Annotated in this window: 20 protein-coding genes; 13 read left to right on the forward strand and 7 right to left on the reverse strand. The window is 63.0% G+C overall.

From position 1 onward, the window contains the following. The first annotated feature begins 2 nt into the window (after positions 1-2). The 8 genes from DIE23_RS33630 (at position 3) to DIE23_RS33665 (ending at position 9,070) form a co-directional block, all read left to right on the forward strand. Positions 3-1,169 (forward strand): iron-containing alcohol dehydrogenase, encoded by a 1,167-nt coding sequence (locus DIE23_RS33630; protein ID WP_124616501.1) that lies wholly within the window; start codon positions 3-5, stop codon positions 1,167-1,169. Further along, positions 1,166-2,443, forward strand: a complete 1,278-nt coding sequence (locus DIE23_RS33635) for a four-carbon acid sugar kinase family protein (protein ID WP_124616503.1) — start codon at positions 1,166-1,168, stop codon at positions 2,441-2,443. The genes DIE23_RS33630 and DIE23_RS33635 overlap by 4 nt, the downstream gene beginning before the upstream one ends. An 11-nt stretch (positions 2,444-2,454) precedes the next feature. Continuing rightward, positions 2,455-3,480 carry a 4-hydroxythreonine-4-phosphate dehydrogenase PdxA gene (gene pdxA, locus DIE23_RS33640; RefSeq protein WP_124616505.1) on the forward strand — a complete coding sequence of 342 codons (1,026 nt, stop codon included), beginning with the start codon at positions 2,455-2,457 and terminating at the stop codon, positions 3,478-3,480. Positions 3,481-3,590: 110 nt separating this feature from the next. Then, positions 3,591-5,009, forward strand: a complete 1,419-nt coding sequence (locus DIE23_RS33645; protein ID WP_124616507.1) for a sodium:solute symporter family protein — start codon at positions 3,591-3,593, stop codon at positions 5,007-5,009. 23 nt (positions 5,010-5,032) lie between these two features. Next, positions 5,033-6,220: an exo-alpha-sialidase gene (locus tag DIE23_RS33650; RefSeq protein WP_124616509.1), complete on the forward strand. Its 1,188-nt coding sequence runs from the start codon at positions 5,033-5,035 to the stop codon at positions 6,218-6,220. A gap of 104 nt (positions 6,221-6,324) precedes the next feature. Beyond that, a complete protein-coding gene (locus DIE23_RS33655) occupies positions 6,325-7,131 on the forward strand; it encodes a DeoR/GlpR family DNA-binding transcription regulator (protein ID WP_124616511.1) in 807 nt (268 codons plus the stop codon). Positions 7,132-7,142: 11 nt separating this feature from the next. Next, entirely contained in the window at positions 7,143-7,853 is a 711-nt protein-coding gene (locus DIE23_RS33660) for an SDR family NAD(P)-dependent oxidoreductase (protein ID WP_124616513.1), read from the forward strand. A gap of 479 nt (positions 7,854-8,332) precedes the next feature. Beyond that, positions 8,333-9,070, forward strand: coding sequence for a hypothetical protein (locus tag DIE23_RS33665; RefSeq protein WP_124616543.1), 738 nt, complete (start codon positions 8,333-8,335; stop codon positions 9,068-9,070). A 90-nt stretch (positions 9,071-9,160) separates the two neighbouring features. Here DIE23_RS33665 and DIE23_RS33670 read toward each other — a convergent pair whose 3' ends face one another. Next, a complete protein-coding gene (locus tag DIE23_RS33670) occupies positions 9,161-10,225 on the reverse strand; it encodes an aldo/keto reductase (RefSeq protein WP_124616515.1) in 1,065 nt (354 codons plus the stop codon). Positions 10,226-10,296: 71 nt separating this feature from the next. Continuing rightward, positions 10,297-10,887: a flavodoxin family protein gene (locus DIE23_RS33675; RefSeq protein WP_124616517.1), complete on the reverse strand. Its 591-nt coding sequence runs from the start codon at positions 10,885-10,887 to the stop codon at positions 10,297-10,299. Positions 10,888-11,005: 118 nt separating this feature from the next. Between DIE23_RS33675 and DIE23_RS33680 the strand changes: the two genes are divergently transcribed. After that, positions 11,006-11,911 (forward strand): LysR family transcriptional regulator, encoded by a 906-nt coding sequence (locus DIE23_RS33680; protein WP_124616519.1) that lies wholly within the window; start codon positions 11,006-11,008, stop codon positions 11,909-11,911. Positions 11,912-12,347: 436 nt separating this feature from the next. Here the strand turns inward: DIE23_RS33680 and DIE23_RS33685 are convergent, their stop codons facing one another. Next, positions 12,348-13,481 (reverse strand): Gfo/Idh/MocA family protein, encoded by a 1,134-nt coding sequence (locus DIE23_RS33685; protein ID WP_260436302.1) that lies wholly within the window; start codon positions 13,479-13,481, stop codon positions 12,348-12,350. Positions 13,482-13,551: 70 nt separating this feature from the next. Here DIE23_RS33685 and DIE23_RS33690 point away from each other — a divergent pair, with 70 nt between their 5' ends. The 3 genes from DIE23_RS33690 to tnpC are packed head-to-tail and all read left to right on the forward strand — an operon-like array spanning position 13,552 to position 16,022. Next, positions 13,552-14,082: a transposase gene (locus tag DIE23_RS33690; RefSeq protein WP_124616521.1), complete on the forward strand. Its 531-nt coding sequence runs from the start codon at positions 13,552-13,554 to the stop codon at positions 14,080-14,082. Further along, positions 14,058-14,411 carry an IS66 family insertion sequence element accessory protein TnpB gene (tnpB, locus tag DIE23_RS33695; protein WP_059729852.1) on the forward strand — a complete coding sequence of 118 codons (354 nt, stop codon included), beginning with the start codon at positions 14,058-14,060 and terminating at the stop codon, positions 14,409-14,411. The genes DIE23_RS33690 and tnpB overlap by 25 nt, the downstream gene beginning before the upstream one ends. 30 nt (positions 14,412-14,441) lie before the next feature. Next, positions 14,442-16,022 carry an IS66 family transposase gene (gene tnpC, locus DIE23_RS33700; RefSeq protein ID WP_124616523.1) on the forward strand — a complete coding sequence of 527 codons (1,581 nt, stop codon included), beginning with the start codon at positions 14,442-14,444 and terminating at the stop codon, positions 16,020-16,022. Between the two features lie 78 nt (positions 16,023-16,100). Here the strand turns inward: tnpC and DIE23_RS33705 are convergent, their stop codons facing one another. From DIE23_RS33705 to DIE23_RS33720, 4 genes are all read right to left on the reverse strand, one after another. Next, a complete protein-coding gene (locus tag DIE23_RS33705; protein ID WP_124616525.1) occupies positions 16,101-17,051 on the reverse strand; it encodes an AEC family transporter in 951 nt (316 codons plus the stop codon). 190 nt (positions 17,052-17,241) lie between these two features. Next, positions 17,242-17,691: a type II 3-dehydroquinate dehydratase gene (gene aroQ, locus DIE23_RS33710; RefSeq protein WP_124616547.1), complete on the reverse strand. Its 450-nt coding sequence runs from the start codon at positions 17,689-17,691 to the stop codon at positions 17,242-17,244. Positions 17,692-17,716: 25 nt separating this feature from the next. Continuing rightward, positions 17,717-18,769 (reverse strand): Gfo/Idh/MocA family protein, encoded by a 1,053-nt coding sequence (locus tag DIE23_RS33715; RefSeq protein ID WP_124616527.1) that lies wholly within the window; start codon positions 18,767-18,769, stop codon positions 17,717-17,719. Positions 18,770-18,795: 26 nt separating this feature from the next. After that, positions 18,796-20,202 (reverse strand): MFS transporter, encoded by a 1,407-nt coding sequence (locus DIE23_RS33720; RefSeq protein ID WP_124616529.1) that lies wholly within the window; start codon positions 20,200-20,202, stop codon positions 18,796-18,798. Positions 20,203-20,276: 74 nt separating this feature from the next. On the opposite strand from DIE23_RS33720, the gene DIE23_RS33725 reads away from it, so the two are divergent. Continuing rightward, positions 20,277-21,098: a LysR substrate-binding domain-containing protein gene (locus tag DIE23_RS33725; RefSeq protein ID WP_124616531.1), complete on the forward strand. Its 822-nt coding sequence runs from the start codon at positions 20,277-20,279 to the stop codon at positions 21,096-21,098. The last annotated feature ends 59 nt before the right edge of the window (positions 21,099-21,157 follow it).

The raw sequence follows: 21,157 nt of genomic DNA on the forward strand, positions 1-21,157 counted from the left end.
GCATGACGAATTATCACTTCCAGACAGTCAAGCACATCGTCCACGGCGCCGGCAGCCTCGCCACGCTTCCCGACAAGCTGTCGCTGCTCGATACGCCGGTCCAGCGCATTGCGCTGATCACGCAACCCGCGATGGAAGCGCTCGGCATTGCCGATCGCGTGATCGAATCGCTCAAGGCGAAAGACGTCGACGTGCGCATCATTCGCGGTGTCGAGCCGGAGCCGACCATCGGCAACGTCGAGACGGTTTTCAAGGAGCAGATCGAGCCCTTCGCGCCTCAGGCGATTCTGTCCATCGGCGGCGGCAGCGTGCTCGATGCGGCGAAGCTGTTCGCGGTCCGGCTGACCAACGACGAGCCGCTGCGGAACTGGCTCGGCATCGACCTCATCAAGCACCCCGGCGTGCCGATGATTCTGGTGCCGACGACCGCCGGGACCGGCTCCGAGGTCACGCCCAACGCGATCGTGACGCTGCCGGACGAAGCGTTGAAGGTGGGGATCGTCAGCCGTCACCTGCTGCCGCAGATCGTCATTCTCGATGCGGAACTGACGCTCGGCCTGCCGAAGCCGATCACGGCCGCGACCGGCATGGACGCATTCGTGCATGCGCTCGAATCGTACATCTCGACGAAGGCGAATCCGGTCAGCGACATGTATGCGATGGAGTCGATGCGGCTGATCGGCGCGAACATCGTCGACGCGTACGAAAACGGCCAGTCGCTGAAAGCGCGCGAAGCGATGATGCTCGGGTCGATGTATGGCGGCCTCGCGCTCACCGCCGCCGGCACGGCAGCGGTGCATGCGCTGGCCTACCCGCTCGGCGGGATGTTCAACGTCACGCACGGCGTGGCGAACGCGATGCTCCTGCCGCACGTGATGGCCTTCAATCTCGATGCGATCGAAGGCCGGCTGTCGAACGTCGCGCGCGCACTCGATCTCGCGTCGAAGGCCGACTCGGACGCGGTCGCCGCACGCAAGCTGATCGACAAGATGGAGGAGTGGACCGCGGCCGTCGACATTCCGCAGGACCTGCGCAAGTTCGGCGTGTCGGAAGAACATCTCGACGCGCTGGCGGTCGCGGCATCGAAGGTCAAGCGCCTGCTCGGCAACAATCCGAAGGCGCTGACGCTCGACGACATGAAGTCCATCTACCGTCGCCTGCTGCCATGAACGCAGTCGCACAGCACGCGGCACGGCTCCTGATCGTCGCCGACGACCTGTCGGGCGCGGCCGACTGCGCGATGGCCGGGTTGCGTCACGGACTGACGGCGATGGTCCTGCTCGACACGGAGCATGCACCGGCGCCGACGAGCGGCCTGGACATCCTGTCGGTCGACGTGGACTCGCGCCGCGCATCGAAGGACGTGGCCGCCCGGCGCAACGTCGCCGCCGTCGAGTCGCTGTCGCGTGCCGGCACGCGCATCTACAAGAAGGTGGATTCCACGCTGCGGGGCAATGTCGCGGCGGAGGTCGCCGCGCTGGCGCCGCGCCTTGGCATGGCGATCGTGTGCCCCGCTTACCCGGCATCGGGACGCACCACGCGGGACGGACGCCAATGGGTTCGCGGCGTGCCGGTCGAAGCAAGCGAATACTGGCGCAACGAGAACATCCCGGGCAAGGCCGATCTGGTTGCGCTGCTGTCCGCCGAGCATCTGCGCGTCGAACACGCGGGAGTCGGCTCGGTGCGCGGCGAACCGGACGCGCTCGCGGCGCACCTGCGGCAGTTGCAAACCGCAGGCGTGCAAGCCGTCGTGTGCGATGCGGAGTCCGACGAGGACCTGCAACGCATCGCCCGCGCATCCGCGCGGCTCGACGACGTGTTCTGGGTGGGCTCGGCCGGCCTGGCCCCGGCCGTCATCGAAGCGCTCGCGCCAACCCGAAGCACGGCCGGCCCGGCTGCCGACCGAGAGGATCCGCAGGGGCCCGTGCTCACGGTGGTCGGCAGCATGTCGAGCATCTCGCACGCGCAACTGGACTGCCTCAAGGCCAACGCCGGCGCCAGCCTCGTGGCGCTCGAGGTCGCCGTCGCCGCGCTGGATGACCCGCGCGGCGACGTGACGACGGTCGTCTGCGACGCCCTGCGTCGCGGCCAGCATGTGGTGGTCTCGTTGAGCCAGACGCAGCGCGGCGACGTCGAGGACGGCCTGCTGTTCTGCAACCGTCTTGCCGCATTGCTGGCACCTGCCGTGCGCTATGCCGGCGGGATCATCGCGACGGGTGGCGAAACGGCGCGCGCACTGCTCACCGCGGCCGGCGCGAGCGCGTTGCGGGTCGTCGACGAAATCGAGGACGGCATGCCGCTGCTCGAATGCCGGCTGCCAGGCAAGACACTCCCCGTCGTGACCAAGGCGGGCGGCTTCGGCCAGCCCGGGTCGCTCCATCACGCGTGGCGCCGGCTTGCGAACGAAGGCAAGACGGCCAACACCGATCAAATCAATTTGTGAAGGGAACTGCCATGGACAACCGTCCCATCATCGGCATCACCATGGGCGACGCGGCCGGCGTCGGACCGGAAATCATCATGAAGAGCCTTGCCCATGCCTCCGTGTATGAGCAGTGCCGCCCCGTGGTCATCGGCGACGCCGCGCGCCTGCGGGACGCCGGCCGCAGGGCGGGCGTCGAGCTCGAGGTGCGTGCCGTCAGCCGGCCGTCCGACGGCGCGTTCCGCGTGGGCATCGTCGATTGCATCGACATGGCGCTCATTCCGGCCGACCTGCCTTACGGCAAGCTGTCCGCGATCGCCGGAGACGCCGCGTACCAATACATCGCGCGCACCGTGGAGCTGACGTCGAAAGGCGAGCTCGACGCGATCTGCACCGCTCCGCTCAACAAGGAAGCGCTGCATGCCGGCGGCCATATTTTCCCCGGACACACGGAAATGCTCGCGCATCTGACGGGCATCGACGAGGTGTCGATGATGCTGGTCGCGCCCAATCTTCGCGTGATTCACGTGACGACGCACATCGGCCTGCTCGACGCCATTCGCAAGATCGAGCCGGGCCTCGTGCAACGCACGATCGAACGCGCACATGACACGCTGGTTCGCGCCGGCATCGCGGATCCCCGCATCGGCGTATGCGGGATCAATCCCCATGCGGGCGAGAACGGCCTGTTCGGCTATGGCGAAGAGGAAGAGAAGATCGTTCCGGCGGTCCAGCTCCTTCAGGCGCGCGGCTGGGACGTGGAAGGCCCGCTGCCGGCGGACACGCTGTTCTTCCGCGCGGGCCGCGGCGATTTCGACGTGGTGGTCGCGATGTATCACGACCAGGGACACGGGCCGGTGAAGGTGATGGGTCTCGAAGCCGGCGTGAACGTGACGGTCGGCCTGCCCGTCATTCGCACGTCGGTCGACCACGGCACCGCATTCGACATCGCCGGCAAGGGCATCGCCGACGAACGCAGCCTGCTGGAGGCTTTCCGCCAGGCCGTGGACCTCGCGACGCGACGCCACGAGCCGTCGCCCGTGGCCAGCGCCGCCTGAGCAGCACATGTAACGACACGCATCGACCCAGGAGCGATACCGGCAGGAACATGCCGGATCGCCCGACACACCCGAACGCATATCAACCGAAGGTAACGTGGAGACAAACGATGGCCACCTTCAGTTATTGGGACACAGCCACCATCATCGGCATGGTTGTCGTCTACATTGTGATTACGAGCCTGATCAGCATTCGCCTGCGCAGCCGTAACTCCGAACAGTTCATGGTGGCCGGGCGCTCGATGCCCGCGCTGGTGGTCGCCATCCTGCTGATGTCGGAATTCATCGGCGCGAAATCGACGGTCGGGACGTCGCAGGAGGCCTTCTCGGCCGGCATCGCCGCTTCGTGGTCGGTCCTGGCGGCAGCCATCGGCTTTCTCCTCTTCGGCCTGTTCATGGCCAAGCGCCTGTATGCGTCCGGCGAGTTCACCATCTCCGGATTCATCGCCCAGCGGTACGGCCATGGCGCGAAGCTCGCCGTCTCCGCGATCATGATCTACGCGCTGTTCGTGGTGAACGTCGGCAACTACGTGAGCGGTGCGGCGGCGATCTCGACGGTCATGCGCATCAACCTGCCGACGGCCGCCATCATCACCGCCATCGTCAGCACCATCTACTTCGTCTGGGGCGGCCTCAAGAGCGTCGCGTACCTGACGGTCGTTCACAGCGCCGTGAAGCTGCTCGGCATCGCCATCCTGGTCGGCGTCGCGTGGAAGCTGTCGGGCGGCATCAAGCCGATGGCGCAGAACATGCCCGCGCACTATTTCACGTGGACCGGTGCACTGTCGGGCGGCACGATCGGCGCATGGATCATCGGCACGGCCGGCGCGATCTTCTCGACGCAGTTCATCATCCAGGCCATCTCCGCCACCCGCAGCCCCGAGGGCGCGCGCGCGTCCTCGCTGATCGCCGCGCTCCTGTGCGTGCCGATCGGGCTCGCGCTCGGCTTCATCGGCGTGACGGCCAAGTACCTGTATCCGAACATCAAGAGCCTGTACGCGCTGCCGGTGTTCCTGCAACACATGAACCCGATCCTGGCCGGCATCGTCACGACGTCGCTCGTGGCATCCATCTTCGTGAGCGTCTGCACCGTCGCGCTGGCGATCGCCTCGCTGATCGTCAAGGATTTCTATGTACCGCGCTTCAAGCCGACGCCCGATGTCGAACTGAGAATGACGCGCTGGATCTCGCTGATCGTCGGTTTCCTCCCGCTGATCTTCGTGCTGTTCGTCCCGCAGATCCTCGCGCTGTCGTTCTTCAGCCGCGCGCTGCGCCTGTCCGTGTCGGTCGTCGCGCTGATCGGCATCTACCTGCCGTTCTTCAGCGGCAAGCGCGGTGCCGTCTCGGCGCTCATCGTCGCGACGATCGCCACGACGGTCTGGTACCTGCTCGGCAATCCGTTCGGCATCGACAACATGTACGTCGCGCTCGTGACGCCCGCCATCGTGCTGGTCATCGGCAAGCTGCTGTTCCATGGCGAGGGCTCGGACCTGCGCGACAAGCGGCTCACGCATCGCGAATCGCACTAACCTCGCAACTCGAGACACATTTCATGAGCACGAATCTCGTTGAAGCGGCGAGCGCCGCGTCGGATCACCGCGTTCGCACGGCGTATGCCGACGCGGAACGGCAAGAGGCGTTCCTGCCCACCGCCTGCGTGCAGAACCACGCGGCCAACCTGCACTGCCTCGACAACGGCGACCTGCTGTGCGTCTGGTTCGGCGGCACCCAGGAAGGCATTCCCGACGTTTCCATCTACATGTCGCGTCTCGCGGCCGGAACGGACGAGTGGTCATCGCCTCGGAAACTGTCGGACGACCCCACGCGCTCGGAACAGAACCCGGTGCTGTTCACCGCGCCGGACGGCCGCCTGTGGCTGATCTACACCGCGCAACTGTCCGGCCATCAAAACACCGCGATCGTTCGCCGTCGCGTGTCGATGGACGGCGGCGTCACCTGGGGCCCCGTCGAAACCCTGTTCGACCGCCCGGGGACGTTCGTCCGCCAGCCGATCATCGCCCTCGACAGCGGTACGTGGATTTGCCCGGTATTCCTGTGCCGCACGGCGCCCGGCGAACGATGGGTCGGCAACGACGACGTCAGCGCGGTCATGGTCTCCGACGACCAGGGCGCGTCGTGGGCGCTGCATGAGGTACCGGACAGCGTCGGGTGCGTGCACATGAACGTTCACGTGCTGCACGACGGCTCGCTGCTGGCGCTCTACCGCAGCCGCTGGGCGGACTTCGTCTACGCGAGCCGTTCGACGGATGGCCGCACGTGGAGCGCGCCCGAGCCGACCGCGGTGCCGAACAACAACTCGTCGGTTCAGTTCACGGTGCTGCGGAACGGTCATCTCGCGCTCGTGTTCAACGAGAGCGATGCGTCGCACGCCACGGAACGCCGCGCCTCCCTGTACGACGACATCGAGGACTCCGAGGACAGCGGCGAGCTGCGCGACCAGAAGGCGTCCGCGCGCGGCACCGCCTTCTGGGGCGCACCACGCGCGCCGATGTCGCTGGCCATCTCCGAGGACGGCGGCAGGACATGGTCGCGCCGCCGCAACCTGGAAATCGGCGACGGGTACTGCATGACGAACAACTCCGCCGACCAGCGCAACCGCGAGTATTCATATCCGTCCATCGTGCAGTCGCAAGACGGGGCATTGCACATCGCATTCACCTGGTTCCGCCAGAAAATCAAGTACGTGCGCGTCGACGAAGCGTGGGTTCGCGGTCGATGACACCCGCCGGTGCAACTGGCCCGTCACTGCGGCAATTCGATAAACTTGTCGGTCGCGATGCGCAGACTTGCGCGCCAATTCGATCAGACCAGGAAATCACGCACATGAAAGTGACCAGGCGCCGGGAGGCGATGCTGCAGGCCGTGCTCGGGGGCATGACGGACGTCGCGACGTTGTGCGAGCACTTCGGAATGTCGGAAGCGACGGTTCGCCGGGATCTGCGTGCACTGGCGAGCGACCGTCGCATCCTGCGCACGTATGGCGGGGCCGCCGCGGTTGGCGGCCATGAGCCGGAACCGTCGCTCGAGGAGCGGCGCGTCAGCTCGCAGGAGCAGAAGGAAGCGATCGCGCACGCGGCAAGCACGTTCATCGAAGATGGCGACACCGTGTTCCTCGACGGCGGCACCACGACGGCGGCGCTCGCGCACCGGCTTGCCGGCCGGACCGCCGTTCACGTGGTCACCAACAACCTGCTGGTCGTGAGCCCGCTCGCATCGTCCGGCGTTCCGGTGACGGTGATCGGCGGCGACGTCCGGTCGTCCAGCATGAGCACGCTGGGACCGCTCGCGCAGATCGCGTTGAGCCGCCTGAGCGTCGACAAGGCGTTCCTCGGCGCCGATGGCGTGGTCGCCGAACTGGGGTTGTGCGAGGCGAGCAGCGAGCAATCGTATCTGAAGGAGTGCGTGATGCGGCAGGCCGCCGAGGTTTACGTGCTCGTGACCGCGGACAAGCTCGGGCGCGCGAGCCAGCAGCACTGGACGCCGCTGGAGCGCGACTGGACGCTCGTGACGGATGACGCAGCCCAGCACGAGCAGCTCGAACCGTTCCAATCGCAGGCGCGGATCACGGTGCATGCGGTCAGCACGAAGGCGACGCCGGCGTCCGCCGGTGCATCGCGGGTTCAAACGTAGCAGGAGGGATCGTGGGTCAATGGGAGCAGTCGGGTTCGAGTTCGGGTTCGCGCCATGCAGTCGTCACGGGCGCGTCGTCGGGAATTGGACGGGCGATCGTCGAACGGCTGCTCGCCGACGGCTGGCGCGTCACGGGACTCTGCCGCTCGCCCATTGAAGCGACCCACGGTTCCCTGAGAATCGTGCCGGTCGACGTGACCGACTTCGCGGCGCTCGGGCCCGTGTGCGATGTACTGGGTGCGGTCGACGCGCTCGTGCATGCGGCCGGTTTCATGCGTACCGCGCCACTCGGTCAGCTTTCACACGAGGACGGCGCCGCGATGTGGCGCCTGCACGTTGAGTCCGCAACCTTTCTCGCCGATCGCCTGGTGCCCCGGATGCCCGCTGGCGGACGCATCGTGCTGCTCGGCAGCCGCACCGCCAACGGCGCGGCCACGCGCAGCCAGTATGCGGCGACCAAATCCGCGCTGGTGGGGCTGGCGCGGTCCTGGGCGGCGGAACTCGCGCCGCAGGGCATCACCGTCAATGTCGTCGCGCCCGGTGCCACGGACACGCCGTTCCTGCGCGACCCTGCGCGCGCGGCAACGCCGCCCAAGCTTCCGCCGATCGGGCGGTTCATCACGCCCGAGGAAGTCGCCGCGCTGACGGGCTTCCTGTTGAGCACGGACGCGAGCGCGATCACGGGGCAGCAGATCGTCATGTGCGGCGGTGCGTCGCTTTGATTCGGCACGGCCTGATGTATCGCTCACTCGATTCGTTGCGCATTGGCTCGAGCATGTGCCGAAGCGAGAAGCATCCTGGCGAGCTCTTTCGCTTGATGACACGCACGAAAAATGGTGCCCTCGCTTAGTCTGATATAAGCGCCTCGGGCCTCCATGGCGGGTTCCGATCGCCACACTGCTGCGTCGTCCGTTTTATTCCCCAATCGGAAATCTCGCCGCTGGCGCACAACAGGTCGCAGAACCTTCACCGCGCCGCGGCAGCGTGCTTGCGCGTGTCGAGCGCGGGCGCCCCTCACTTTGCCCTACCCTCCCCGCGGTCCCGTCGAATCCGGGAATAACTGTCGTGTGCTCACGGTCACGGTATTGCAAGAAACACGAACCGGGTGATCGCTATGGACATCATCGACATGGCCCATGAATCGGGTATCAAACAAGAATCGCCCCCGGTGCGCGCACCGCACCGTGAATCGAGGGTTCAGATGCAATCTGTTATGCGCCGTTTTCAACTCGGATCGGGCGTGGTGCTGCTGACCTATCTCTTTCTCCACCTGGTCAATCACGCACTCGGGATCTGGTCGCTCGAACTTGCCGGACGCGGTCTCGTATTGGCGTTGCGGCTCTGGCGTAGCGCACCGGGGACGTTCGTGCTGTACGGTGCGGCATCGCTTCATTTCGCGTTGGCGTTGCACACGATATACCGGCGCCGCCACTGGGCACTACCGCCCGCCGAATGGCTCCGCCTCTGGGCAGGGCTCAGCCTGCCGCTGCTGCTGATCCGCCATGCGGTGACAACCCGGCTCGCCTCCTCGCTCTATGGCTTCGAGCCTGATTACGCGCGCGTCGTCACCGTGCTGCTTACCAGCGGCACGCAGGGCCTTCAACTGGCACTGCTCGCGCCCGGCTGGATACACGGATGTCTCGGACTGTGGTTCCGGTTGCGCCATCATCCGCTGGCGTGCCGCTTGAAACCCGCGCTGCTGGTACTCGTCGTCCTGTTGCCACTGCTCTCCGCAGGAGGCTTTATCCGTATGATGCGTGTCGTCGAGGCGAAGGGCTCCATGCTTCTGCCCCCCGATCCGAAACTGGTTTCACACCAACTCGCCCTTGACGCCTGGCGTCACCATCTCGTCACCCTCTACTTGTCCCTGATCATCAGCGCGTTGATCGCAGGCCTGTTGCGCAACCGCCTTGAACGTCGAAGATTGCAGAACACGTGACAGAGATCGGAATATCCGGCGACGCAGCGGCGTCTACGCTGCGCACATCCCGCACCACGCAGCCGCCCCGGTCGAACCGATCGATTGGCGTCACCGGTCCTGTTTCGACGCGACGCGCGCGAAAGGCTGCGGCAGCCTGCCCGCTGCCTGACGATCGATCATCCAGCCGGGATAGCCGGGAGGCAACGCACTCACGGCGTCGAGATGCGCAAGCTCGTCGTCGGTCAGGACGACGTCGACCGCGCCGAGGTTGTCTTCGAGCTGTTCGACCCGTTTGGCGCCGATGATGACGCTCGTGACGTGCGGCTTGGCGAGCAACCACGCGAGCGCGATCCGCGCGACCGATACACCGCGCGCGTCGGCGATGGCGCGCATCGCGGCAACGCACGGCCAGGCCCGCTCGAGATCGACCGGCGGAAAATCGAAATGGCTACGCCGCGAACCTTCTGCGGTCGGCGCCCCGGGACCGAACTTCCCCGAAAGCAGTCCGCCGGCGAGCGGCGACCAGACGAGGAGCCCCATCTGCTCGTCGATCGCGAGCGGCACCAGTTCGCGCTCCACGTCACGTCCGGCGATCGAATAGTAGGCCTGCAGCGTCTCGAAGCGCGTCGCATGGAGCGCCTGGCTGAGGCCGAGCGCCTTGCCGATCTTTCCGGCGCGCCAGTTCGAGACGCCTACATAGCGAACCAGCCCCTGGCGCGTCAGATCGTCGAGCGCCCGCAGCGTCTCCTCGATCGGCGTGACGGGATCGTTCGCGTGCATCTGGTAGAGGTCGATATGGTCGACCTGCAGCCGTTCCAGGCTTCTCTGCACCGAATCCATGATGTGGCCGCGCGACGCCCCCTGATCGTTGGGCTTCGGGCCCATCACGCCCGCCGTCTTCGTCGCCAGCACGATCTCGCCGCGCGGGACGCCGATGTCTCGAAGCGCCTGCCCGACGAGGCGTTCGGACTGGCCGAAGGAGTAGATATCGGCCGTATCGATGAAGTTGATTCCCTCGGCCAGTGCGCGGGAAATCAGCCGTGTCGCCTCGTCCTGGCCGACCGCGCCGATCGCCGCCCACATGCCGGCATCGGCATTGCCGCCCAGCGTCATCGTGCCGAGACACAGCTCGGAGACATACAGACCGGTGCGGCCCAGTTGCTTGTATTTCATGCCTGTTTCCTTCAGGGTCGGTTGAAAGAATGCGGCGGCGTCCGGTCCGGTGCGCCCCGCACGCCGGGATGTCAGCTGATTCGAGCGTGTCCTGCCCGAAACTGTGCGGCGATCGTTGCGACGCGTGCGCCATAGCGGCGTGCCGTCTCGAGGTCGCCCGGCGACATCTCGTCGGGCGACGCGTCGGCCGGCGTCTGCGCCATCGGCGCGATGTAGGAACCCATGCGATTCAGGTCGTCGCGCATCGACGCCTTCACGTTCGCCGGCTTGATGTCCATGCTCACCCAGAGACCGCCGTGCTGCCCGGCGAGCAAAACGAAGTATTCGAGCGTATTGAGCTTGTCGCCGTTGACGCTCGCGCTATTGGTGAAGCCACCGAATATCTTGTTGCGCCACCCGCCGTCGAACCAGGCCGTCGACGATGCGTCGGCGAACTTCTTGAACTGCCAGCTGGGGCCGCCCATGTAGGTCGGCGAGCCGAACAGGATCGCGTCGGCGCCGGCCAGCGTGTCCCACGCATCGTCTGCAATGTTTCCGTCCGCGTCGATCGCGACGAGTGCGGCACCGGCGCCCTCGGCGACAGCCGTTGCCATGCGTTGGGTATGCCCATAGCCGGAGTGGTAGACGACGGCCGTCTTAACCGGAGAGAAGTGTTGTGTCATGGTTGCGCCCTTTCGTTCAGATTGTCGTCGGGGGACGACATCGGAAAGCACTCTACTGAGTCACAACTGAGTTATAAATGACGACCGATTGAACGTTCTGTTACTCCCCGGGTGAACAATGCAAAACCTCGACGCGCTTTTGATCTTTACCCGTGTCGCCGAAATGACGAGCTTCACGCGAGCGGCCGAAAGCCTGGGCATCCAGAAAGGACGTGTCTCGATGGTGATCCGCAGGCTCGAGCGCGACGTGGGCGTCGCGCTGTTGCATCGGACGACGAGAAGCGTGCAGTTGACCGAGGACGGACGCGCGTTCTATTCGCGCGCCCGGGATCTGCTGGCCGAAGTCCAGGAGTTGCAATCGATGTTCTCGGGTAACGGCACGCGCCTGCGGGGAAGATTGCGCGTCGACATGCCGACCGAGCTGGCACGCAGCGTCGTGGTTCCCGCACTCCCGCAATTGATGGCGGCGCATCCCGAGCTGGAGCTGGAACTTTCGAGCACCGATCGGCGTGTCGATCTCGTGCAGGAGGGATTCGATTGCGTGATCCGTCTGGGTCCGATCGTGGACGAGACGCTGGTCGCCCGACCGTTGGGCCGGCTGCGCATGATCAATGCGGCGAGCCCCGGCTATCTGGCACGGTACGGCGTTCCGCGTACGCTCGACGATCTGCTCGGTCAAGGGCACCGGATGGTTCACTACACGCTGACACTCGGGGCGCGTCATCCGGGATGGGAGTACCCGAACGGCAACGGCTATGCGTCACTCCCCTTGCCGAGCGCGATGCAGGTCAACAGCGTGCAGACCTATCACGCAGCCGGGCTTGCCGGCATCGGGTTGATCCAGGCCGGATATTCAGGGGTCGCGAATCACATCGAAAGCGGTGCGCTGGTGGAGTTGCTGCCCGATCTGCGTCCCGAGCCGCTCGCCGCGTCGCTCGTCGTGGCCCATCGGCGCAATCTGTCGCCGCGCGTCCGGGCGTTCATGGACTGGATCGAGGGGGTGTTGGAGCCTTATTTCGATTAGGGGTGGGGGTGGGGCTTGGGGAGGCGGGGGGCGACTGTGGTTGAGCGGTTGCTGTGGCCGGTAGCGGTCGGGCCAACCCGGTCGCTAGAGATACCTCTTTCCCAACGACCGTTTCCAAGGGCGGATTCAACCGGTCGATGCAACAGCTTGATGGAATCGTTCAGCCGATGTATCGACCGGTTGAATCCGCCACCGAACTCGGCCGGCCACCGCCCACCGACACTCGACCGGCGCAGATCGACCCGAAGCGGTCCCACAACGCGCAGCATCGGTAATGGCTGTTCTCTGGGGAAAAGCGGTCGTCCGGCCCGACGTCGCACCACCTCGGCGTTGCCTGCCCGACGGTAAGGCGGCACGCCACAGGCGCGGTAACGCTCACGTGTCATCCTCAAACCTCAAACGTCATTCCGACAATGAGGTCAGAGGGGTGCGGGATTCAGTACGTGCCTGATACGGATACCATTGCGCCGGAACGAGCACTTTCCGAGATGGCATCCAAAGTAGCAGCGATGTCAAGACTTGCCCGCTCGGCATCCCCCAGTATTGTTCGCGGTTCTACTCCACGAACGAGTCGGGCGAACATTTCAGCCGCGAACAGGAACCCGCTGCCAGCGCGTGACGACACGTCTTCAAAAGGAATAGTTTGAGCCATCCCTCGTCGAACGCACATTCGACTTGGCAGATAGCCTCTTTCATCTCCCCCGGCAACGTCACTCGTGTGATTGAGATACTCTGTGTAAATGGTGCCCTCTGAACCGACTATCGTTGCATGTCGATGATTTGCGCCATCCATCGCACACGAGATTTGCGCCCGTCGCCCATCGTCATATTCGAAGAGTGCCATCGTACTTATGTCCACGCCTGAATCGGTCATGACGGATCGTGCCGTGACGCGCGAGGGAGCACAGCCCATCACGAGACGAACCAGGCTTGCGGTGTAGCTTCCGGCATCAAGTAGCGCGCCCCCGCCAAGTTCGGGTTTGAGGCGGATATTGGTCTTGGGGCTTCCTACCTGAAAGCCGAAACTGGCACTGACCGATCGTACCTCTCCAATGGTTCCGCTCGCGACAAGCTCCCGTAGTGCTTGCATCTGTGGCTGAAACCAGTATGGATATGCCTCGAGCAGCACGGTTCCATTACGATCGGCCGCTTCAAACATCGATTCGACTTCCTGTCGGCTTACTGCCAGTGGTTTCTCGCATAGCACATGCTTTCCCGCATTTGCAGCCTTGATCACCCACTCCGCATGCATGCTGTTGGGTAGGGGCAGATAGATTGCCTCGATACCCGGATCTTCCAGCATTGCCTCGTAGCTCGAAAAATTTCGGGCAACGCCGTTTTCAATGGCGAATGTGTGAGCAGTTTGTCCACTCCGACTCGCGACTGCATCGACGAACGCAACCGAGCTGCCACGGACGTCCCGGATGAACTGCCGAGCGATATTCGCGCATCCGAGGACGCCGATTCTTACTGGGGCGACCGTTGTATAAGGTGTGCTCATCTCAATAAACTCATACACGTGACTTGCGTTGAAGAAGGCTGTGCGGCCGAACAAGTGTAAGCGATCCATTATCGGCGTCTACCCAACGGCGCTCTGAGCGAGGAGCATAGGTGTCCACCTATTTTGGAGGTGGACACCTATGGCTGACAAAGACTCTGAGTTGAGAGTAGTTCGTCAAAACAGCGACGGCCGTCGCCGCTACGACGAGAAGGGCAAACGCGCATTGGTCGAGGCGGCGTTACGCCCGGGCGTGTCGGTGGCTCGCCTGGCGCAGGAGCACGGGATCAACGCCAACCTGCTACGCAAGTGGATTTCGAAGTATCTGATGGAGCGCGAGAAAGGCCTCGTGCCGGCGTCGCAAGATAATGAGACTCAAGGGCGCGATTTACCCCTCGCCGTCGAGGTGATCGATGGTGTGGCTATCGATCTCCCGGGTTCGCTCAAGCGCATCTCGGCTACGGCACCACCATCTGCGTTCGTGCCGATCGTCTCGAAGCCGTCGTTGACATCGCCCACACCACCCTCAGCATCGATGACGCTCGCGTTGCATGTGCGTTTATCCAACGGTGTCGAACTCGAGCTGGGCAAGGCCATCGCGACCGTCGACGAACTGACGACCTTGGTTCAGATCCTGGGGAGGATGCCGTGTTCCGGTTCGACGAAGGCTTGAAGGTCTACCTGCACCGCGATCCTGTCGACTTCCGCTACGGCATGAACAGCCTGTCGATTCTCGTCGAACAGTCGATGCGACTGAACCCGATGGATGCTTCGCTCTACGTGTTCGGCAATCGGCGTCGTGATCGGATCAAGATCCTCGGCTGGGATGGGAACGGCTTCTGGCTGCTGATGAAACGCCTCGAGGCCGATCGCTTCACCTGGCCAGACAAGAAAACCGAGGTCGTGACGATGACGACGGACCTGCTGCACGCGTTGCTCGACGGCGACGACATTACCACGATCCAGCGGCATCCGAAGCGCGAATATCGTCGCGTGAGCTGAACGTGTGATCGACATGTCTGTCCAATCGGCATGCCGATCCAGGTCGCGATCACCGCCGACGAACTTGCTGCGCTACTCGCGATACGCGAGGCGTATGGTTCGCTTCAGCGCGAGCATGAAGAGGTTCGCAGTACGCTGCGCCTCGTGACGGCGGAACGCGATCTCGCCGAAGAACGACTCCGATCCTACCGCCACGAACTGTTCGGCGCGAAGAGCGAGGCACGAACCTCGGAACAGCTCGGTCTGTTCAATGAAGCCGAGGCGCTCGGTGCGAACGCGACGCCCGCACTGGAAGATACGCCGGAGTCGACGGTCGCTGCACATACGCGCAAAAAGCGCGGTCATCGCAAGCCGCTCGATCCCAACCTGCCGCGCGACGTTGTGCGACACGAACTACCCGAAGCCGAACGCTTCTGCACGAATGACGGTCATGCGCTCGTCGAGTTCGGCGTGGAGATCAGCGAGCAACTCGATGTGATCCCCGAGCAGCTTCGCGTGATCCAGCATCAACGCGTCAAATATGCGTGTCCGTGCTGCGATCTCGGCATCAAGGTTACACCGGCGCCGCCGCGCATCATCCCTCGCGGACTGTTAAGCGAATCGGCACTCGCGTGGATCGCTACCGGAAAGTATCAGTTCGGGATGCCTATCTATCGCCAGGCCGGTTTGCTGCGTCGCTTCGGCGGCGACATCTCGTCGAACACGATCGCCGCCAGCATGGTCCGCGTCGGCCTCGCGGCGCAGCCGGTGATTAACCTGATGCGCGACGCGTTGCTCGACGCCGAGTTGATTTACTGCGACGAGACGACGCTCCAGGTACTGAAGGAAGAAGGCCGACGACCACAAACGACGAGCTACCTCTGGGCGCAGATGACCGACTCGGGTGTTCCCATCCGCTGCTTCACCTATACGCCGGGGCGCGGCACCAAGTTGGCCGACAGGCTGTTCACCGGGATTCGCGAGGGCGCGGTCATGATGACCGACGGCTACGAGCCCTACAACGACATCGCTCAACGTCACCAGCTCGTGCACCTTGGATGCTGGGTTCACGTGAGACGGTACTTCGTCAAAGCGGAAGACAGCGTACCGAAGGCAGCCCGAACGCCCGATCTGCTCGCGACGCGCTTCATCAAGCTGATCGGCAGGCTGTTCGCCGCCGAGGCCCGCAGCGCGACGTGGATGGCCGAACGACGACAGCGGTTGCGACGACGATACAGCGCGCGTGTGCTCGACTCGATCCACGCGCTAATGCGCGAGCAGTCATCCGGCGTCGTACCGAAAAGTTTGCTCGGCAAGGGACTGACCTACCTGCGCGCGCAATGGCCGAAGCTGATCCGCTACGTCGAGAACGGCGACTGGCCCATCTCGAACAATCCCTGCGAAAACGCGATTCGCCCGTTCTGCGTCGGGCGCCGCGGGTGGCTGTTCTCGGACACCATCGACGGTGCGAACGCGAGCGCCAACCTGTACTCTCTCGTCGAAACCTGCAAGGCCGGCGGTATCGATCCGTATCGCTATCTCACCTGGCTGTTCCAGCGTCTCCCACTGGCGAAGACCGTCGACGACTACGACGCGCTGCTTCCCTGGAAAATGCCGGCCGATCTCCGCTGACCCGCATTGCTACCACACCTCACCCGTTCTGCCACCTCACTCTGAGGGGCGTCGTTCGTGGATCGCTTACGAACAAGTCTATAGCCAGACCAGCACTGAGCGGAGAACGTACAAGCTTGTAGTGATTGTGGCGAAGGCCGTGAGTGTTGCGAAAAGCAGCACGGCGGCGCAGAAACTCTCTTGGCCGTACTTTTGCGCCAGGATCGGATAGATGCCGATCATCGGCGCGCTGGCGTACACAGTTGCTGCAGCACGTAACGGTGGGTCATCGGACACCACCAGCCAGGCAAGCGCTCCGACCGCAAGTGGATGCAAGAGAAGCTTGCATAGCGAGACCGTGAGCACTTCACCCTTGAATCCAGCTAGGCTCAAATTCACAAGAGAGCCACCGATTACGAAGAGTGCCACCGCCGTTGAAGACATCGCCAGCATGGCGACAGTCCGTGAAAACAGCTCCCCGACAGGAATACCAAGCAGCGCTACGCAAAACCCGGCGATGATTGCGATGATCATCGGGTTGCGTATCAGTTGACGCATCGATTCAAGAAAGACAAGATGCCAGCTCCCTGCCGTGGACGAGTTACTGTCTGCCAGTGTGATCGACAGCGGAATCATCAACAGATTCTCGACCAATAGATTCGATGCAAGCGCTACTGCAGCGGCCTTCGCGCCAACCACCTGCATGGCGATCGGGTACCCTACGTAACCGCTGTTTGAAGTGGACATTCCCAGTGCGTAAAGTGCACTGATCGTGACACCCTTTCGTCGACGCCATCCATTCCAGGCAAAGCCGGCGGCCATCAGGACAAACGAACCGATGGCGTAGGCGAGAAGATAGTGCCAGTGCACGAACTCTTGCGCACGATGCTGCGATAGCGCCGAAAATATGAGTGCAGGCAGGGCGAATTTCACTACGAATGTGCCAAGCACCCGAATTTCAGACTTCGAGAAAACTCCGTAGTGTCCTGCGACGTAACCCAGCGCAATGATGAGGTAGATCGGGCCAGTGACGGTCAAGATGGTCAGCATTGGCAGGTAGCCCTTTTTTGCAGCTCCATTGATCCTAGGTAGCCGCTATGCGCGCGACGCGCGTATGGGCGCGCGCCAGGTTTCCATCGCACCGCAGATCGAAGCAATCCAGGCGCGCCGCTGCATCGACAGGCAATGTATGGCGCACGACGGCAGCCACAGGATGTCGATGCGGCGGACTGATGCATCATCAACCCTTGTTTGCCTCGGTGGCCGCGGCAACCGCTGCCCGCAGCGCGAGCAGATAGCTGTCGAGCCCGAACCCGCAGATCTGCCCTTTCACGACCTCGGCGAACACCGAGTGATGCCGGAATGCCTCGCGCGCGTGGATGTTGGACATATGGAGCTCGACGACCGGCACGGTCAGGATGGCCAGTGCGTCGCGAATGCCGTAGCTGTAGTGGGTCCACGCGCCGGCATTGATTAACACTGCATCGATGCCTTCGGAGAAGGCCTTGTGAATGCGTTCGCACATCTCGCCTTCATGATTCGTCTGGAAGCTGTCGACCTCGACGTTCAACTCGCGGCCGAGCGCTTTGAGCTTATCGTCGATTTCGGCCAAAGCAATCGTCCCGTACTGAACCGGGTCGCGCTTGCCGAACATGTTGTGGTTGATGCCGTGAAGCATGAGTACTTTCATTTCAATCTCTCTTCTATGTTGATTTTCAGTCACGCGGCAGTTCGACGATGGTGCCTTGCGTTGCCGCAGTCACAATGGCTTCGGTGATTCGCAGGTTCTTGAGGCCATCGCGGGCCGATACCAAGGGTGCCACCTCACCGCGAGCGACCGCGCCGAAGTGCTCCATCTGATGCTTGATGGGGTCGTCACGCACCATGCCGACCACGCCTACCTCGAACGGCTTCCACCAGGAGCGGTCTTCGTGTCGCGGATACGTTTTCAGACGCATCGTCGGAATCGCGAGGCTCCCGTTCGTGCCTGCAACGAGGTAACAGTCTTCGTCGTCGTAGGTAGGATAGGCCTTATTTTCCTGCGAGGTCTGCTCCCAACTGCGAGCACTAGCCGCCGTGTCCGACAGCATGAACGTACCGAGCGCACCACTTTCGAAACAAAGGTTGATTGCAACCGTGTCTTCGACCGGGAAATCTCTGGTTGCGTGCGACCTGAATGCCTGCACCGCGACGATGTCACCGCAAAGCATGCGGAGGTTGTGCACTTCGTGAATCATGTTCAGCAGAATCGGGCCGGCGCCGATTTCGCGACGCCACGGAGCGTCGACGTAGTAGTGGTCGGGTTTCACAAACATCGCCGTACCCGTGACCGCAACCAGACGTCCGAGAACTCCGGAGTCGACCACTTGGCGGGCCTTCGCCATGATGGGGCTGTGGGCGCGATGGTGACCAATCAGAATTGGCACACGTGCATCCTCGCCGACGCGGACTAAGGCTTCGGCTTCTGCGACGGTCGGCGCAATGGGCTTCTCGAGCAACATTGGTACGCCTGCTTCGAGAGACAGCTTGGCGTGTGCAACATGCAACTGATTCGGCGTGGCGAGGACGACGCCATCCGGTTTGTCTTTCTCGAACATTTCGTCGAGCGTGGCATACAGCGGCACGTTTTCCTTCTCTGCCAGCGCCTTCGCCGCTGGCGACGGGTCAACGATGGCGGAGAGCATACAGGTGTTGCTTCCAACGGCGACGCCGATATGTGCCTGTCCGATATAACCGGCTCCGGCGACGGCGATTCGAGTCTTGCTCATGTTTGCTGCTCCTTAATGGATTACGCTCAGGCGCGCGATTGCTCAAGAGCCTGCTGGCGCATCTCTTGGTACTCAGGTTTGCCGATGGGGCTCGCGTCAGGCTTGCCCAAATCGTTCAACGGAATTCGATACGTCTCACGAGCGCTCCAGGCTGCCACCGCCGACACAATCGTGATGACCAATGTAACGACTCCAATGGTCGTCGGGATGCCGGATGCGCCCGGAGGGGCCACTGCCGCGAACAGAGCGGGCAGGAGTGCCGTCAGTGCGGTACCAACGTTTTGAGCGATTGCTACCGCTGTGACGCGGGTGCGCGTCGGGAAGAGTTCCGGGTACAGGCTGGGGAAAATCGCGTTGTAACCTTGGTAGACGACACCCCACATCAGCAGTGACATGCCTATTGCGAGCGGAACACTCTTGATGCTGATTGCGTACAGGTAGGCGAACGACAGCAACCCGGTCACGAGTGCACCGACCATGACAAGCGGTCTGCGTCCGACCTTGTCCGACAGGTTGCCGACAAACGGAATCACGAGGACGGCCACGATGTTTCCCAGCACGGGAATCCAGAGATAGACGTCCTTTGCGAAGCCGATGCCGTAGCCCGGCTGAACTGCATATGCTGCGCCGAACACTGTGGTCACAACGGGGATGACGTTCATCAAGGCGATGCCAACTACGCGAAGCATGTCGCGCCAGCTGTACTTGAACGCATCAACGATGGGAGAACGCGATACTGCATGCTTCTCGCCTTCCTCCTGGAAAGCTGGCGTTTCTTCCACATTGCGGCGGATGAGGTACCCGGCGATGACGACCACAAAGCTGAGCAGGAACGGGATACGCCAACCCCAGGAGTTGAATGCGTCTTCCGGCATGTAATGAGCCAGGGGGAGGAAAACGGCTGCGGCGAGAATCTGACCTGCTTGCACGCCCTGGAGGGTGAAGCTGGCGTAGTAGCCTCGGCGCCCGAATGGAGCATGTTCCAGAATCATCGAACTCGCCCCAGAGATTTCGCCTGCGACAGCGAAGCCCTGGATGAGGCGCATGATGACGAGCAGCGTCGGGGCGAAAACACCGACTTGTTGATAGGTCGGCAGCAACCCCACGGCCATGGTCGAGAAGCCCATCAGGAACATACAAACGATGAGCACCTTCTTGCGTCCGTGCGTATCGCCTAAGTGACCGAGGAAGAAAGCGCCGATCGGACGCGCTACATAACCGACGCCATAGGTGGCCAACGAGGCAACGATGGCGACGGTGGGGTCACCTTTCGGGAAGAAGATTTGCGGAAAGATAAGCGACGCGGCCGTCGCATAGATGAAGAAGTCGTAGTACTCGAGCGCTGAACCTATCCAACCGCTCGCAGCGGCTCGTCGCGTCTGGCGAGTCGGATGCGCGCCGTCGGCGGTGGCCTTGGTGGCTTGCTGCTTCATTGCCTGTCTCCGTTTATATGAACCGCGAACTAAGACGCGCGGTTTCGTCGTGGAGCAGAGAATAGAGTCAACCGATGCGCCTACAATGCGTGCATCATTCACTTCAATCCTTCCAAATCGTGAACAATGATTGGGACCTCATCGACCTCAAGGTCTTCTGCGAAGTGGCTCGGCGCTCGAGTTTCGTCGCAGCAGCTACCGAACTAGGGATTTCCCCGGCCTATGTGAGCAAGCGAGTCGCGGACCTGGAACGGGCGCTAGGCGTAACCCTGTTCCACCGGACGACTCGACGCGTTCGAATCAGCGATTCGGGTGAGGCGGCTTACGCGTGGGCGCGCCGGGTGCTGGAAGCGGTCGATGGTTTGAATGACAGCGTGTCGCGAACGGACAGACGATTATCGGGGCAGCTGCGAATCAGTTCTAGCCTCCGTCTGGGGCGCAATCATCTGTCCCCGATACTGGCGGAGCTGCATCGCGAGCATCCTGACCTCGAAATCTGGCTCGAACTGATGGACCGGCGCGTTGACCTTCTTGCCGAAGGCTTTGACATCGACATCAGGATGGGCGAAGTGTCAGAGCCGCACCTTGTGACGCACCTCGTGGTCGAAAACGCGCGGGTGCTTTGCGCCGCGCCCGAATATCTCGCCAGACGCGGCACGCCGAAGACGGCAGCTGAACTCGCCGGCCACGACTGCCTTCTCTATCGGGAGCGGCACCAAACTTTCGGTGTCTGGCGACTCCAAGGTCCGCAGGGGATAGAAGCGGTGAAGGTAACGGGGCCCATCGGTTCCAATCACAGCGACATCGTAAGCAACTGGGCGCTGGCTGGGCACGGCATCATTCTGCTGGCCGGGTGGGACGTCGCCCCTGCGCTCAAATGCAGTGGACTAGACTAAATCTGACAGTGGTTGGTTTTTCATGCTGGCGCGCATTGGCGCGGAGGGCGTAGCCCGTA

It is taken from the genome of Burkholderia sp. Bp9143, assembly GCF_003853645.1.
Taxonomy (GTDB): Bacteria; Pseudomonadota; Gammaproteobacteria; order Burkholderiales; family Burkholderiaceae; genus Burkholderia.

Bases quoted from the DNA above. Each gene is read 5' to 3' on its own strand.
- DIE23_RS33670 (WP_124616515.1), bottom strand. From the start codon at position 10,225: ATGAAATACAAGCAACTGGGCCGCACCGGTCTGTATGTCTCCGAGCTG.
- DIE23_RS33635 (WP_124616503.1), top strand. From the start codon at position 1,166: ATGAACGCAGTCGCACAGCACGCGGCACGGCTCCTGATCGTCGCCGAC.
- tnpC (WP_124616523.1), top strand. From the start codon at position 14,442: ATGCCGATCCAGGTCGCGATCACCGCCGACGAACTTGCTGCGCTACTC.
- DIE23_RS33705 (WP_124616525.1), bottom strand. From the start codon at position 17,051: ATGCTGACCATCTTGACCGTCACTGGCCCGATCTACCTCATCATTGCG.
- DIE23_RS33725 (WP_124616531.1), top strand. From the start codon at position 20,277: ATGCGCCTACAATGCGTGCATCATTCACTTCAATCCTTCCAAATCGTG.
- DIE23_RS33685 (WP_260436302.1), bottom strand. From the start codon at position 13,481: ATGGATCGCTTACACTTGTTCGGCCGCACAGCCTTCTTCAACGCAAGT.
- DIE23_RS33720 (WP_124616529.1), bottom strand. From the start codon at position 20,202: ATGAAGCAGCAAGCCACCAAGGCCACCGCCGACGGCGCGCATCCGACT.
- DIE23_RS33715 (WP_124616527.1), bottom strand. From the start codon at position 18,769: ATGAGCAAGACTCGAATCGCCGTCGCCGGAGCCGGTTATATCGGACAG.
- DIE23_RS33630 (WP_124616501.1), top strand. From the start codon at position 3: ATGACGAATTATCACTTCCAGACAGTCAAGCACATCGTCCACGGCGCC.
- aroQ (WP_124616547.1), bottom strand. From the start codon at position 17,691: ATGAAAGTACTCATGCTTCACGGCATCAACCACAACATGTTCGGCAAG.
- pdxA (WP_124616505.1), top strand. From the start codon at position 2,455: ATGGACAACCGTCCCATCATCGGCATCACCATGGGCGACGCGGCCGGC.
- DIE23_RS33655 (WP_124616511.1), top strand. From the start codon at position 6,325: ATGAAAGTGACCAGGCGCCGGGAGGCGATGCTGCAGGCCGTGCTCGGG.
- DIE23_RS33675 (WP_124616517.1), bottom strand. From the start codon at position 10,887: ATGACACAACACTTCTCTCCGGTTAAGACGGCCGTCGTCTACCACTCC.
- DIE23_RS33650 (WP_124616509.1), top strand. From the start codon at position 5,033: ATGAGCACGAATCTCGTTGAAGCGGCGAGCGCCGCGTCGGATCACCGC.
- DIE23_RS33645 (WP_124616507.1), top strand. From the start codon at position 3,591: ATGGCCACCTTCAGTTATTGGGACACAGCCACCATCATCGGCATGGTT.
- DIE23_RS33690 (WP_124616521.1), top strand. From the start codon at position 13,552: ATGGCTGACAAAGACTCTGAGTTGAGAGTAGTTCGTCAAAACAGCGAC.
- DIE23_RS33665 (WP_124616543.1), top strand. From the start codon at position 8,333: ATGCAATCTGTTATGCGCCGTTTTCAACTCGGATCGGGCGTGGTGCTG.
- DIE23_RS33680 (WP_124616519.1), top strand. From the start codon at position 11,006: ATGCAAAACCTCGACGCGCTTTTGATCTTTACCCGTGTCGCCGAAATG.